The sequence below is a fragment of the Streptomyces sp. C10-9-1 genome (genome assembly GCF_024497955.1).
Classification (GTDB): Bacteria; Actinomycetota; Actinomycetes; order Streptomycetales; family Streptomycetaceae; genus Streptomyces; species Streptomyces sanyensis.
The window spans coordinates 70156-84054 of sequence record NZ_JANHKP010000002.1; the positions used below are offsets into that span (position 1 = coordinate 70156).

Annotated in this window: 14 protein-coding genes and 1 tRNA gene; 7 read left to right on the forward strand and 8 right to left on the reverse strand. The window is 72.7% G+C overall.

Going from position 1 to position 13899, the window contains the following annotated elements; translation table 11 throughout:
* Window positions 1–19: 19 nt before the first annotated feature.
* The 3 genes from NPS70_RS02890 to NPS70_RS02900 form a co-directional block, all read right to left on the reverse strand.
* Window positions 20–1501 carry a Stp1/IreP family PP2C-type Ser/Thr phosphatase gene (locus tag NPS70_RS02890; RefSeq protein ID WP_256522322.1) on the reverse strand — a complete coding sequence of 494 codons (1482 nt, stop codon included), beginning with the start codon at window positions 1499–1501 and terminating at the stop codon, window positions 20–22.
* 129 nt (window positions 1502–1630) lie between these two features.
* Window positions 1631–2143 carry an FHA domain-containing protein gene (locus NPS70_RS02895; protein ID WP_256522323.1) on the reverse strand — a complete coding sequence of 171 codons (513 nt, stop codon included), beginning with the start codon at window positions 2141–2143 and terminating at the stop codon, window positions 1631–1633.
* A 10-nt stretch (window positions 2144–2153) separates the two neighbouring features.
* Window positions 2154–2975, reverse strand: a complete 822-nt coding sequence (locus NPS70_RS02900) for a DUF3662 and FHA domain-containing protein (RefSeq protein WP_256522324.1) — start codon at window positions 2973–2975, stop codon at window positions 2154–2156.
* 348 nt (window positions 2976–3323) lie between these two features.
* Here NPS70_RS02900 and NPS70_RS02905 point away from each other — a divergent pair.
* From NPS70_RS02905 to NPS70_RS02920, 4 genes are all read left to right on the forward strand, one after another.
* A tRNA-Leu gene (locus NPS70_RS02905) sits at window positions 3324–3407 on the forward strand.
* 897 nt (window positions 3408–4304) lie between these two features.
* Window positions 4305–5774, forward strand: coding sequence for a DUF2252 domain-containing protein (locus NPS70_RS02910; RefSeq protein ID WP_256522325.1), 1470 nt, complete (start codon window positions 4305–4307; stop codon window positions 5772–5774).
* A gap of 33 nt (window positions 5775–5807) precedes the next feature.
* A complete protein-coding gene (locus NPS70_RS02915; RefSeq protein WP_256522326.1) occupies window positions 5808–6653 on the forward strand; it encodes a hypothetical protein in 846 nt (281 codons plus the stop codon).
* A 179-nt stretch (window positions 6654–6832) separates the two neighbouring features.
* Window positions 6833–7177 (forward strand): rhodanese-like domain-containing protein, encoded by a 345-nt coding sequence (locus tag NPS70_RS02920; RefSeq protein ID WP_256522327.1) that lies wholly within the window; start codon window positions 6833–6835, stop codon window positions 7175–7177.
* A gap of 240 nt (window positions 7178–7417) precedes the next feature.
* On the opposite strand, the gene NPS70_RS02925 is transcribed toward NPS70_RS02920, so the two are convergent.
* Genes NPS70_RS02925 through paaA form a run of 5 tightly spaced genes read right to left on the reverse strand, consistent with a single transcriptional unit; the run spans window position 7418 to window position 10963 of the window.
* The gene (locus NPS70_RS02925) at window positions 7418–8476 is read right to left on the reverse strand and encodes a 2Fe-2S iron-sulfur cluster-binding protein (RefSeq protein WP_256522328.1); all 1059 of its coding nucleotides are present in this window, start codon (window positions 8474–8476) and stop codon (window positions 7418–7420) included.
* Complete coding sequence (gene paaD / locus NPS70_RS02930) at window positions 8477–8986, reverse strand: 1,2-phenylacetyl-CoA epoxidase subunit PaaD (RefSeq protein WP_256522329.1); 510 nt, start codon at window positions 8984–8986, stop codon at window positions 8477–8479.
* Window positions 8980–9711 (reverse strand): 1,2-phenylacetyl-CoA epoxidase subunit PaaC, encoded by a 732-nt coding sequence (paaC, locus tag NPS70_RS02935; RefSeq protein ID WP_256522330.1) that lies wholly within the window; start codon window positions 9709–9711, stop codon window positions 8980–8982. Before paaC ends, paaD begins: the two co-directional genes overlap by 7 nt.
* Window positions 9708–9998, reverse strand: a complete 291-nt coding sequence (gene paaB / locus NPS70_RS02940) for a 1,2-phenylacetyl-CoA epoxidase subunit PaaB (protein ID WP_256522331.1) — start codon at window positions 9996–9998, stop codon at window positions 9708–9710. Before paaB ends, paaC begins: the two co-directional genes overlap by 4 nt.
* Window positions 9995–10963 (reverse strand): 1,2-phenylacetyl-CoA epoxidase subunit PaaA, encoded by a 969-nt coding sequence (paaA, locus tag NPS70_RS02945; RefSeq protein ID WP_256522333.1) that lies wholly within the window; start codon window positions 10961–10963, stop codon window positions 9995–9997. Before paaA ends, paaB begins: the two co-directional genes overlap by 4 nt.
* A 75-nt stretch (window positions 10964–11038) precedes the next feature.
* Between paaA and NPS70_RS02950 the strand changes: the two genes are divergently transcribed.
* The 3 genes from NPS70_RS02950 to NPS70_RS02960 are packed head-to-tail and all read left to right on the forward strand — an operon-like array spanning window position 11039 to window position 13883.
* The gene (locus NPS70_RS02950) at window positions 11039–11902 is read left to right on the forward strand and encodes a DUF5819 family protein (RefSeq protein ID WP_256522334.1); all 864 of its coding nucleotides are present in this window, start codon (window positions 11039–11041) and stop codon (window positions 11900–11902) included.
* On the forward strand, window positions 11899–13230 hold the full coding sequence (locus NPS70_RS02955) for an HTTM domain-containing protein (protein ID WP_256522336.1): 1332 nt from the start codon (window positions 11899–11901) through the stop codon (window positions 13228–13230). The genes NPS70_RS02950 and NPS70_RS02955 overlap by 4 nt, the downstream gene beginning before the upstream one ends.
* Complete coding sequence (locus NPS70_RS02960) at window positions 13227–13883, forward strand: TrmH family RNA methyltransferase (protein ID WP_256522337.1); 657 nt, start codon at window positions 13227–13229, stop codon at window positions 13881–13883. The genes NPS70_RS02955 and NPS70_RS02960 overlap by 4 nt, the downstream gene beginning before the upstream one ends.
* The last annotated feature ends 16 nt before the right edge of the window (window positions 13884–13899 follow it).

A 13899-nucleotide genomic window follows, 5' to 3' on the forward strand; every position in this document is an offset into this window, starting at 1 on the left:
GAAGGCCCCCTACGGCCCGCTACTGCTTGCCGCAGTTCGAGGCCAGCTTCTGCTCCTCCTCCGAGAGGGTGGGACCCGGAGAGGGAGAGGCTGCGTTCGGCTTGGTCTGTTCGCCCTGGGTCGCGGGAGTCCCGGCGGATTCCTCCGCCTCGCTCTCGGCGGGCGGCGGTGGACTCGCGCTGTCGGCCGCCTCGCGGCGCTGCTCCTCCTTCTTGCAGGCGGACGCCTGCCGGGAGAGCTCCTGGATCTTGGCGCGGGCCTTGCCGAGGCTGTCCTCGGTGATCGTCGCCTCGACCTGCTTGCGCTGGTAGGGCGGTAGGTACTTGAGTTCGATCTCGGGGTGGTCCTTCTCCACCTCCGAGAGCGAGACCCAGGCGAGGTCCTGGCTGATGCCGCGGTAGAGGGCGATGTGCTCCTCGTTGGACCCCACGTAGTACTGGGTCTGCGTCCAGCGGTAGCCGCCGTAGGCGCTGCCGCCGACCACCGCGAGGGCGAGCACCAGGAGGAAGGAGCGCTTCAGCCACTTCCGCCCGGCGCGCTTCTTGGTGAAGTCCTCGTCGGTGTAGGAGTCGAAGGAGCCCTCGGGCGGCATCCCGCCGTACCCTGCCCCGGATCCCGGCGGGCCGAAGCCGCCGCCGGAGGAGGAGCGGCCCAGGCCGGAGGCCCGGCCCGCGGGCGTCTGCATCGCACCGCCGTCGTTGAGCTGGTGCTGGTTCTCGGCCACGGCGCCGACGACCACGGGCGAGTCGCTGAGGTGGCCGGCCAGGGTGTCGCCCGAGTCCGTGTCGAGCACGTCGGCCACGATCACGGTGATGTTGTCGGGCCCGCCGCCGCGCAGCGCGAGCTGGATCAGGTCCTGCACGGTCTCCTGCGGGCCCTGGTAGCTGGCGAGCGTCTCCTCCATCGTCTGGTGGGACACCACGCCGGACAGGCCGTCGGAGCAGATGAGGTAGCGGTCACCGGCCCGGACCTCCCTGATGGACAGGTCCGGCTCCACGTGGTCGCCACTGCCCAGGGCGCGCATCAGCAGGGAGCGCTGCGGGTGGGTGGTGGCCTCCTCCTCGGTGATGCGGCCCTCGTCGACGAGGCGCTGCACCCAGGTGTGGTCCTGGGTGATCTGCGTCAGCACGCCGTCGCGCAGCAGGTACGCGCGGGAGTCGCCCACGTGTACCAGGCCGAGGCGCTGGCCGGTCCACAACAGGGCGGTGAGCGTGGTGCCCATGCCCTCCAGCTGCGGGTCCTCATCGACCATCATCCGGAGCTGCTCGTTGGCGCGCTGCACGGCCGTACCGAGCGAGGTGAGGATGTCGGAGCCCGGCACGTCGTCGTCGAGCGTCACCAGCGTCGAGATGACCTCCGAGGAGGCCACCTCCCCCGCCGCCTGGCCGCCCATGCCGTCGGCGATCGCGAGCAGCCGGGGACCGGCGTAACCGGAGTCCTCGTTGCCCTCGCGGATCATGCCCTTGTGCGACCCGGCGGCGAAACGCAGAGACAGACTCATGCGCACCTCGCCCGTCGGCTCGGGGTACAGCCGGTCTCGAGCCACACTGCCCACCCTCCGGTCGGGAGCCGGTGCCGGTCGCCGCCGGCGACCGCTGCGGCTCGCTCGCTCCGCTCGCTCATTGTCGTACTACTTCCGCAGCTCGATGACGGTCTTGCCGATACGGATCGGCGCGCCCAGCGGAATCGGTGTCGGGGTGGTGAGGCGGGTCCGGTCGAGATAGGTGCCGTTGGTGGACCCGAGATCCTCCACGATCCACTGGCCGTCCCGGTCGGGGTAGATCCTGGCATGCCTGCTGGAGGCGTAGTCGTCGTCCAGCACGATGGTGGAGTCGTGCGCCCGCCCGAGCGTGATCGTCTGGCCCTGGAGCGCGACCGTGGTGCCCGAGAGCGTCCCCTCCGAGACGACCAGCTTCGTCGGCGCCCCCCGGCGCTGGCGGCCGCCGCTCTGCTGCTGCCGCTGCTGCGGCGGTGCCGGCGCCTGGCGCTGCTGCGGGCGGGGTTCCGCTCCGCGGCGCGAGCCGCGCTGCGTCACGCGCGTGCCGAACAGGTCACTGCGGATGACCTGCACGGCCACGATCACGAACAGCCACAGGACGGCCAGGAAACCTAGCCGCATGACCGTCAGGGTCAGCTCTGACATTGCCCCCGCTTCACCCTTCGGCTTGCCGGTAAACGATGGTGGTGCTGCCCACGACGATCCGCGAGCCGTCGCGGAGCGTAGCGCGGGTGGTGTGCTGCCCGTCTACCACGATGCCGTTGGTAGACCCGAGATCCTGGATCGTCGAGGGCGTTCCGGTCCGGATCTCACAGTGCCGGCGGGAGACGCCGGGGTCGTCGATCCGCACATCGGCGTCGGTGCTGCGTCCGAGCACCAGCGTCGGGCGGGAGATCTGATGGCGTGTGCCGTTGATCTCGATCCAGCGTCGTACGTGGGCACCCTGCGGGGTGCCGGGGCCCTGCGGGCGCTGGCCGCCCGCGGGGGGCCCGGGCCGGGAGCCTCCCGGCGGCGGGGCGGCGGGCATCGGCGGGGCGCCCACCGGGGGGTAGCCGTATCCGCCCCCCTGGGGCCCCGCCTGGGACCCGGGTGTCTGCGAGGTGCTGGACGCCAGGGTGCGGCTGCGCACGCGGTAGAGGCCGGTGTCGAGGTCGTCCGCCTTCTCCAGGTGGACCTTGATCGGTCCCATGAAGGTGTAGCGCTGCTGCTTGGCGTAGTCGCGCACCAGGCCGGAGAGCTCGTCGCCCAGCTGCCCCGAGTACGGGCTCAGCCGCTCGAAGTCGGGGGCGCTCAGCTCCACGATGAAGTCGTTCGGGACGACGGTGCGGTCGCGGTTCCAGATCGTCGCGTTGTTGTCGCACTCGCGCTGGAGGGCGCCGGCGATCTCGACAGGCTGGACCTCGGACTTGAACACCTTGGCGAAGGTGCCGTTGACCAGGCCTTCGAGACGCTGCTCGAAACGCTTCAGGACTCCCATGGGGCACCTCCTCCGTCGTTGTCGCCCTGGTACTGCTTACTGATCGTATCCACGCGCGGGGAAAACGGCTGGTTCCCCTTGGCTGCCCCGTTGATGAGTGTCACCTCTCACACGGATCGTAGAGGGGGCCTTCGGACAGTGTCCCGCACCCGGGGGGCATACAGGAGGACTGGGGGAGACCGTCTCCGTTCCGTGCCCGCGTGCGCCCTGGCTCTTCACCTTCCTGTTCGCTCCGCGGGCCTCCGAAACAAACGGATGTGAACCCACCCCGTGCAGCGTGCTAATCTTCTGCATGTCGCCAGGGGGCAGCACCACAGCAGGTGAGGCAGCCGAACGACAGCACCCAATGCGCGGGTGGCGGAATAGGCAGACGCGCTGGATTCAGGTTCCAGTGCCCGCAAGGGCGTGGGGGTTCAACTCCCCCCTCGCGCACAGAGGAGACGGGTCTCCACCGGACGAAAGTCCCGGTGGGGGCCCGTTTCTCATGTGCGGGCGCAGTCACGTTTCAGGGGGCGGGCGGGCGCACGCAGTGTCCCGGACGGGTGCCCCGCGGGTTTGCCGCCGGAGGCGACGCCCGGTCTCCTGGGACGGCCTCCCGACCTTTCGGGCGGCCGTCGCCGGTGTTCTTCCTGCCCCGCGGCCCTCGGACCGGGTGCGACCGGGTGCCGGCCCGACGTGCCGGCCCGGCCTGGATGGATCCCGGGTGCCGCTCCGTGGCCCCCGGGATACCCCTTCCCTCGTGAATGCGCCCGTCCCCCTCCGGTTTCCCTCCCGGGCGGGCCACAGGTTCCGGCCCTCAGGGCGGACCCGTGGCCCGGTTCGGCTTGACCGCCCGGCCCGTGCCCGGGCCCCGGCGCGGGAGCCGTCGGCGCGGCACCGGTGGCGGGGGAGGCGCCACCGGCTGGGCCGGGGCCCGGCCGAGGCGTGCCGTGTCCCGGGGAACGGACGGGGCGTGCTCCGGGCGGGCGCGGGCGCGCACCCTTGCGCCGGTGTCCCCCTGCCGAGGGCCGGCCGGGCGGTGCCGCGGGGCGGCCTCCCGGGTCACCGCTCGTCCGCGGGGAGCGCGGGTGCGCAACGTGCCGCCCCGCCCCGCGGGGAGCGTGCAGCGCGCCGTGCTGCCCGACGCGTCCTCCGGGATCGGCCGCCGTGGTGGGCCCCGGGGCGGCGGGACCCGGTCCGGGCGCAGGTGGGAGACGTCTCCGGGGTTTTCCACAGGGCGGTTTCCACAGAGGGAGACGGCCCGTGCCGCGCGACTGTACGGTCGGGGCATTCATCGGTCGGAACGGCGGCGGACGGCGGACGGCGTCCGCGTACGGGGGAGGCAGCGGCATGAGCGAGGCCGAGGTGTGGGTACCGGGGCAGCGTCCGGAATCAGGGGGCGAGGGGCCGGTGCGCATCCCGGTGGTCCCCGGGTTCGTCACCCGCCCGGCCGGGCCCGAGGCGGAGGGGCTCTCGCCCAAGGCGCTGGGCAAGGAGCTGCGGGGCAGAGTGCCCCGTGCGGACCACGACTCGCTCGTGCTCACCGAGGACCGCCCGGACGCCGTCCGGGCGGTGGAGGAGTCCGGCCGAGGCCGGGTTCCCGAGCTGACCCCGATCCGCGTCGGCCGGATGGCAGCCTCGCCCTTCGCCTTCCTCCGCGGATCCGCGGGGCTGATGGCGCACGACCTCGTGGGGACGCCGGTCACGGGTGTCGAGGCCCAGCTCTGCGGCGATGCGCACGCGGGCAACTTCGGTCTCTACGGGGACGCCCGCGGAAGCCTCGTGATCGACCTGAACGACTTCGACGAGACCGTCGTCGGCCCCTGGGAGTGGGACGTCAAGCGCCTTGCCGCGTCGCTGGTCCTCGCGGGCCGTGTTGCCGGCGCGGACGAGGACGTCTGCCGGGCGGCCGCGCTCGACGCCGTCGGCGCCTACCGCCGCACCATGCGCCTGCTGGCCAAGCTCCCCGTGCTGGACGCCTGGAACGCGATCGCCGACGAGGAGCTCGTCTCCCACACCGACTCCCGGGACCTCCTCGGCACCCTGGAGCGGGTATCGGCGAAGGCACGGAACAACACCAGCGCGCGTTTCGCCGCCAAGTCCACCGAGAGCGTCCACGACGCCGACGGACGGCGCGTGCGCCGCTTCGTCGACGCACCGCCCGTGCTGCGCCGGGTGCCGGACGAGGAGGCGGCCGCCGTCGCCGCATCGCTCGGCCCCTATCTCGCCACCGTCTCCGAGGACCGCCTCCCGCTCCTGGCCCGGTACGCGATCCAGGACGTGGCCTTCCGCGTCGTCGGCACCGGAAGCGTCGGCACGCGCTCCTATGTGGTCCTGCTGCTCGACCACCGGGGCGATCCGCTGGTCCTGCAGGTGAAGGAGGCTCGGCCCTCGGTGCTCGAACCCCATCTGCGGGCGGCGGGCTTCGCCGTGCGGCACGTCGCCCACGAGGGGCGGAGGGTCGTCCAGGGGCAGAAGCGGATGCAGGTGGTGAGCGACATCCTGCTCGGCTGGACCACGGTGCACGGGCGGCCCTTCCAGGTCCGGCAGTTCCGCAACCGCAAGGGCAGCGTCGATCCCGCGGCGCTCGCGCCGGACCAGGTAGACGACTACGGGCGGATGACCGGTGCCCTGCTCGCCCGGGCGCACGCCCACAGCGCCGATCCCCGTCTGATCGCCGGGTACTGCGGGAAGAGCGACGAGTTCGAGGAGGCGGTGGCCTCCTTCGCCGTGACCTACGCGGACCGGACGGAGGCCGATCACGCGGACCTCCTGACGGCCGTCAAGAACGGCCGGATAGCCGCTGAGCTGGGTGTGTGACCCGGTGGCCTGCCACGCCCTTAGTCTGGACGGGTGAGCGAGGAAGCCACCGGGGGACAGGCCACCCGGAACGACGAGGACCATGCGGTGCCCCCCGACGCGCAGGAGCGGCCCGAGGACAGGCTCGCGCACGCCGTGCGCGTGGCCGAGCAGGCGCTGATCGAGTTCGAGATCGCCGTGGAGACCTTCCGGGTGGAGGTAGAGAACTTCTCGCGCCTCCACCACCAGAAGCTCGGGCCGATGTACGCCAGGCTGGACGAGCTCGACGCCCGGATCGCCGAAGCGCGGGCCGCCCGCAGCGGCGATGCCGAGGACCTGCGCAGGGCGCGCGAGGCACGTGCGCTGGTGCAGCCCATGCCGGGGGTCGACGAGCTCTTCCACGACTGGATGGACGGGGACGGCCTCTCCCCCGAGGCGGCGGCCATGCTCACGGACCGGCCTGTCAGCGCCCCCCGGCGCGTGCGGCCGAGCGAGGAGGCACGTCGGCTCTTCCGCGAGCTGGCCCGCAAGGCCCACCCGGACCTTGCGCAGGACGAGAGCGAGCGGAAGCGCCGCGACGCGTTCATCACACGGGTGAACGCGGCCTACGCGCTGGGCGACGTGGAGCGGCTGGAGCGTCTGGCCGAGGAGTGGGAGGCGGGCCCGGCATCGCCCGAGACGCGCCTGAGCGAGAGCGAGGAGCTCTACGCCCGGCTGGAGTGGCTGTCGCAGCGGAAGGAACTGCTCACTGCGGTGGCACGGGAACTGGAGGAGAGTGCCATCGGCGCCATGCTCACGATGGCGCCCGACGATCCCGATGCGCTGCTCGACGAGATCGCCGAGCAGCTGCTGGCCCAGGTTGCCGATCGGGAGCGGGAACTCGCGAGCCTGGTGGAGTAGTTTTTCTCAGGGCTCAGGGCTCAGGGCTCAGGGCTCAGGGCTCAGGGCTCAGGGCTCAGGGCTCAGGGCTCAGGGCTCAGGGCTCAGGGCTCAGGGCTCAGGGCTCAGGGCCCCGCCCACCGGTGGGCCGGAGCCGCGCCCGATCCCACGACGTTCCCGTACGAGAGAAGGCATCGCCCATGAACTTCGCCCCGCTGCCCAGCGTGGAAGCCGCTGCGGTACCGGCCGACGGCCTGGTCCTGGACGTCAGGGAGGCCGATGAATGGGCGGCCGGGCACGTCGAGGGCGCGCTGCATGTGCCGATGAGCGACTTCGTGGCACGCTTCGGCCAGGTCACCGAGGCGTTGGCCGACGGCCGCCGTGCCTTTGTGATGTGCCGCGTGGGCGGCCGGTCCGCCCAGGTCACGCAGTACCTGGTCCAGCAGGGGCTGGACGCGGTGAACGTGGACGGCGGGATGCTGGCCTGGGAGGGCGCGGGACGGCCCATGGTCACCGAGAGCGGAGTCCCCGCCCACGTTCTCTGAGGGGCTCGCCGCACGACCGGCGTCCCCACCCGGCCCGCCCGACCGGTCCCGGCGGGAGGTGCCGAGACCGCACCGGCCGGGGCGGAAGGCCCAGCCCCCGGCCCGGATGTCCCTGCCCCTGCGTGCGGGAGCGCGCCCACCGGGCCGGTCGCGGCCGCCGCGGCGCCACCCGCCCGCAGGGCAGGGGCAGGTCCGCCCGCCCCTCCGGTACGGGCACGGGCCGCTCCTGCCGGACCGACGTCACCGGTCGAAGTCCAGCTCCACCGTGCCGGTGGCCGGATGCGACTGGCACGCGAGCACGTAGCCGGCCTCGGTCTCCTCCGGCTCCAGCGCGAAGTTGCGGTCCATCCGCACCTCGCCGGAGACCAGGAACGCCCGGCAGGTGCCGCACACACCCCCCTTGCAGGCGTACGGCGCGTCCGCACGGCTGCGCAGCACCGTTTCCAGGAGCGACTCCCCCTCCTGGACGGGCCAGGTGCCCGACCGGCCGTCCAGCGTCGCGGTCAGCGAGGCATGCGCGGGCGCAGCCGCCCGTGCCCCGGAGACCGGAGCCGAACCGTCGTCGACGTGGAAGATCTCCTGGTGGATGCGGCCCCGCTCCACATCGAGCCCCCGCAGCGCGCGCTCGGCCGCCTGCACCAGCCCGAAGGGCCCGCACAGGTACCAGCCGTCCACCGCTCCGACGGGCAGCAGCGCGGGCAGCAGCTCTGCCAGCCGCTCCTCGTCGAGCCGCCCCGACGGCAGCCCCGCCTGCTGCTCCTCCCGGGAGAGCACGGTGACCAGCTGGAACCGGTCCGGATAGCGGTCCTTGAGGTCGGCCACCTCGTCCAGGAACATCGTGGAGGCGGCCGTGCGGTCGCTGCGGACCAGGCAGAACCGGGCCTCCGGCTCGGCGGCGAGCAGGGTCGCGGCCATGGACAGGACCGGAGTGATGCCGCTGCCCCCGACCACGGCCGCGAAGTACCCGGGCCGGGGCGGCAGCAGGAAGCGTCCCATCGGGGGCATGGCCTCGACCAGCTCGCCCGGCGCGAGCTCCTTGAGCGCGTACGTGGAGAAGGCTCCGCCGTCGACGAGCCGGATCCCCACCCGCAGGACGGGGGCGGTGCCCTCCGGGACGGCGGGCGCGCAGATCGAGTACGTACGCCGGACCTCCACGCCGTCCGTGACGCGGCGCAGTGCCAGATGCTGGCCGGGCACGTGGCGGAAGGTGTCGTGCAGCTCGGGCGGTACCTCGAAGGTGACCGCCACGGAATCGTCGGTGAGTTGATCGACGGCGCCGACCCGGAGCGGATGGAACATCTACAGCTCCTTGAAGTGGTCGAAGGGTTCACGGCAGGAGACACAGCGGCGCAGGGCCTTGCAGGCCGTCGACGAGAACCGGCTCAGCAGCTCCGTCTCGGTGGAGCCGCAGTGCGGGCAGCGGACGGAGAGGGTCAGGGAGACCGGGCCGTCCGCCGCGTGGGGGCGCGGTGGGGCGATGCCGAACTCCGTGAGCTTGCGGCGGCCCTCGGCCGTGATGTCGTCCGTCGACCACGCGGGGGCGAGCACGGTGACCACCGAGACCTCGGCCACCCCGTGCTCGTGGAGCACCTGCTCGATGTCCGCCGACATGGTCTCGATCGCGGGGCAGCCGGTGTACGTCGGTGTGAGCTCCACCTCGACCCGGCCGGCGCCACGGACGTGTACCGCGCGGACCACGCCCAGGTCCTCCAGCGTGAGCACCGGCAGCTCAGGGTCGGATACGGAGCCCGCGAGGCGGCGGAGCTCCGCTTCCAGCCGGGTGTCGGCCGCCCGCGCACCGCTCACCATGACGCCCCCGGGTGGCTGCGGTGGAGGTGCTGCATCTCGGCGAGCATCCGCCCGAAGGGCTCGGTGTGCAGGCCCTCCCGGCCGCCGCCGGCCGACCAGGCGTCCGCTCGCGGCCCCTCGGGCACGGTGAGGGTGGCACCGGTGAGGACCTCCGTAACGCGCGCCGTCCAGGCGGCGTCCAGCAGCACCCAGTCCTCCGCGTCCAGGCCCAGGCCCTCGACCGGGCGGAACATCTCGCCGGTGTACCGCCACAGCGCGTCGCAGGCCCGCTGCATCCTCCGGTGGCTCTCCTGCGTGCCGTCCCCGAGGCGGGTGGTCCACTGCTCGGCGTGGTCGCGGTGGTAGGCGACCTCCTTGACGGCCTTGGCCGCCAGCCCGGAGAGGGGTCCGCCGTCGGCGGCGAGGCGCTCGTACAGGAGGTACTGGTATCCGGAGAAGTAGAGCTGGCGGGCGATGGTGTGGGCGAAGTCGCCGCCGGGCTGCTCGACCAGCTGGAGGTTGCGGAAGGCGCGCTCCTCGCGCAGGTAGGCCAGCTCGTCCTCGTCGCCCACCAGGGAGAGCAGCACCCGGGCCTGGCCGAGGAGGTCGAGCGCGATGTTGGCGAGGGCGACCTCCTCCTCCAGCACGGGTGCGTGCCCGGCCCACTCGCCCAGCCGGTGGGAGAGCACCAGGGCGTCGTCGCCGAGGGCGAGTGCCGCCGCCGTGTCCATGCTCGTCGCCGTCACAGGTGCTTCACCCCTTCCGGGATCTCGTAGAAGGTGGGGTGCCGGTAGGGCTTGTCGGCCGAGGGTTCGAAGAACGGGTCCTTCTCGTCGGGGGACGAGGCGGTGATCGCGCCGGAGGGGACCACCCAGAGGGAGACCCCCTCGCTGCGTCGGGTGTAGAGGTCCCTGGCGTTCCGCAGGGCCATCTCGGCGTCCGGAGCGTGCAGGCTGCCCGCGTGGGTGTGGGACAGGCCCCTGCGCGAGCGCACGAAGACCTCCCACAGCGGCCATTCGGTCGAGCTGCTCATGCCGTCGCCTCCCGGGGCTCGGTGTGCTGTGCGGTGCGCCGCTTGGCGGCGTGGGCGGCGGCCGCCTCGCGGACCCAGGCGCCCTCCTCGTGGGCGCGACGGCGCTGGCCGAGGCGCTGTTCGTTGCAGGGGCCGTTGCCCTTGATGACCTCGGTCAGCTCGCTCCAGTCGATGGCGCCGAAGTCGTGGTGGCCGCGCTCCTCGTTCCACCGGAGGTCGGGGTCGGGGAGGGAGAGGCCGAGGCTCTCGGCCTGGGGGACGCAGATGTCCACGAAGCGCTGGCGCAGCTCGTCGTTGGAGTGGCGCTTGATCTTCCAGGCCATGGACTGGGCGGAGTGGGCCGAGGCGTCGTCCGGAGGGCCGAACATCATCAGCGACGGCCACCACCAGCGGTCCACCGCGTCCTGCGCCATGGCGTGCTGCGCGGGTGTCCCCTTCGAGAGCGCGAGGAGCAGCTCGTACCCCTGGCGCTGGTGGAAGGACTCCTCCTTGCACACCCGGACCATCGCGCGGGCGTAGGGCCCGTACGAGCAGCGGCAGAGGGGTACCTGGTTGGTGATGGCCGCTCCGTCGACCAGCCAGCCGATCGCGCCGACGTCCGCCCAGGTGAGCGTCGGGTAGTTGAAGATCGACGAGTACTTCTGGCGGCCGGTGTGGAGCTTGTCCAGCAGCTCGTCCCGGCTCACGCCCAGGGTCTCCGCGGCGCTGTAGAGGTAGAGGCCGTGGCCCGCCTCGTCCTGGACCTTGGCCATGAGGATCGCCTTGCGGCGCAGGGAGGGCGCCCGGGTGATCCAGTTGGCCTCCGGCTGCATGCCGATGATCTCCGAGTGGGCGTGCTGGGCCATCTGGCGGATGAGTGTCGCCCGGTAGGCCTCCGGCATCCAGTCACGCGGCTCGATGCGCTCGTCGGCGGCCACGGCGGCGTCGAACGCCGCCTCGTACGCCTCCGTGGTCACTGACGTCATCCGGACTCCCTACCGACCGATCGTTCGGTTCACTGGCTTCAATGGTCGGTCGAGGGCCCTTAGGGTGTCAACCCTGTGGATGACCGACGTGGACGACTGGGGATCGGGGCGGGGATGGAGTCCTACGAGCAGGCGAGCGGTACACAGGACGGGGCACCGCCCGCCGGTCCGCCCCCGCAGCCGGCCGCCGAGCGGACCCCGTCCGGGCAGCCCGCCCCCCAGTCGGCCGCCGAGCAGGGCCCCAGCCCCTCCGACCCGGCGGCGCACCGGCCGCCCCTCGCGGGGGTGGCGGGGCTGTCCACGCCCTACCGGGTGCTCGCCGCCGTGTGCGCCGCAGGCATCGCCTCCGTGGCCTGCGTCCATCTCGCCATGGTCTTCCTCCACGTGGCGCCGTCCAACACGCTGACCAAACGGCACGGCGACGCGGTGCAGGCGTGGGTGTACCCGGAGTTCGAGCAGAACTGGAAGCTGTTCGCCCCCAACCCCCTCCAGCAGAACATCTCGGTGGAGGCGCGGGCCGAGTACACGGACGCCGGGGGCAGCCGCCGGACGAGCGACTGGATCAACCTGACGGAGCGGGACGCCGAGGCGATCCGCGGCAACCTCCTCCCCAGCCACATCCACCAGAACCAGCTCCGCCGGGGCTGGGACTTCTACCTCGGGGCCCATGCCGACGGCGCCCGCCCGGACGGCCTGCGCGCCCGCCTCTCCGAGCGCTACCTGCGCCGGATAGCCATGCAGCGCCTGGAGGGCGCGGAGCTGGGCGGCGCCGTCCAGCGGATCCAGCTGAGGTCCTCCTCGCAGGCCATCGAGCCGCCCTCGTGGAGCCCCGAGAAGGTCGACACCCGCCCCGTGTACAACGTGCAGCCGTGGTGGACGGTCACCGCCGCCGACCTGCCCGGCGGCGTCACCGGCGGACGGACGGAGGAGGCCCGATGAGCGGCGGGCGGGACGTGACCCCGGGACCTGCGGAGGGCGGGGACCCCGAGCTGACCACCGCCGTGGAACGCAGGGCCGCTCGCGCCTTCCAGCGGGTCACGGCCAACGCCTTCGGCCCGTACCAGAGCGCGATCGTGCGCATCGGCTTCGGCGCCACCTGGCTCGCCTTCCTTCTCTTCGAGTTCCCGAACCGCCATGAGCTGTACGGCCCGGACGGCCCGTGGGGCTGGCAGCTGGGGCACGAACTCCTGGCCGACAACGACGCCTTCACCGGCCTGCTGTGGACCGACGGCGCCTTCTGGTTCGAGGCCGTCTACGCGCTGTCCGCGCTGTCGAGCCTGCTGCTGGTGCTGGGCTGGCGCACCCGTGCGGCCTCGGCGCTGTTCATGTTCGGCGTGCTCTCGCTCCAGAACCGCTCCGTCTTCGTCGGTGACGGCGGTGACAACGTGGTGCACCTGATGGCGATCTACCTGGTCCTGACCCGGTGCGCCTCGGTGTGGTCCCTCGACGCGCGACGGGCCGCCAGGGCGGAGCGGGGCGCTCCCGTCCGGGACGTCGCCGGACCGGTGCTGTGGGGTGTCCTCGGGGCCGGGCTGATCGCCGGCACCCTCCTCAACGAGACCGGTGAGCTCGTCCTGTGGCTGTTCTGGCTGCTGTGGTCGGTACAGGGACTGTGGTGGCTCGTGACCCGGTACGCGCCGGGCAGCCAGCACCGCCTCGCGCTCGACGTGGTGGCCAACCTGGTGCACAACACGGCACTGCTGGTGATCATGGCGGAGGTCTGCCTCATCTACGCCACCGCGGGCTGGTACAAGGTGCAGGGTTCGCGCTGGCAGGACGGCACGGCCCTGTACTACCCGCTCAACCTGGAGTACTTCACGCCCTGGCCCGCGGTCTCCGACCTGCTGGCCGCCAGCGGCCTCCTGGTGCTGGTGCTCACCTACGGCACCGTCCTCGTGCAGGTGGCGTTCCCCTTCACGCTCTTCAACCGCAAGGTCAAGAACGTACTGCTGGTCATCATGATCATGGAGCACGCGGGGATCGCGGTCCTGCTCGGGCTGCCGTTCTTCTCGCTGGCGATGATCTCCGCCGACGCGGTCTTCCTGCCGACGGTCTTCCTGGTCTGGCTGGGGGCCCGGGCGGCGGGCCTGCGCGAGGGGCTGCTGCGCCGGCTTCCCTCGCGGCGGCGCGGGGGCGGCGCCGCGGCCGCGACCGTACCGGCCCCGCGGGCGGCCGGGGCCCCGGCCGGCGGCACCGGCGGGCAGGCGCCCCCGGGACGGGCCGACGGTGCGGAGGGCTCCGGACCGGGACGTACGCTCGTGGGGTGAGCACCACCGAGGAAGAACCCCGGCAGTACGACGAGGGCTACGGGCCCGAGGTCGGCGTCGGCCCGCATCCGCTGCCCTGGCCCCGGGGCGAGCACTACGACCCCGAGCTGCTCGCCGGAGGCGACCGGCGCAACGTCGTGGACGGCTACCGCTACTGGACACGGGAGGCGATCGTCGCCGACCTGGACACCCGGCGCCACGACTTCCACGTGGCGGTCGAGAACTGGGGTCACGACTTCAACATCGGGTCCGTGGTGCGGACCGCCAACGCCTTCCTCGCCAAGGAGGTCCACATCGTCGGCCGGCGCCGCTGGAACCGCCGCGGCGCCATGGTGACCGACCGCTACCAGCACGTGCGCCACCACCCGGACACCGCGTCGCTCACCGGGTGGGCCGCCTCGGAGGGCCTGCCGGTCATCGGGATCGACAACCTGCCGGGCGCCGTCCCGCTGGAGCGCGTCGTGCTGCCGCGCCGCTGCGTTCTTCTGTTCGGGCAGGAGGGGCCGGGGCTGACGGAGGAGGCGCGCGCCCACGTGGAGATGGTCTGCTCGATCGCCCAGTTCGGTTCGACCCGGTCCATCAACGCCGGTGCGGCGGCGGCCGTCGCGATGCACGCCTGGGTGCAGCGGCACGCGGAGATCCCGTCACCCTGATCCTGCCCGGACCGGC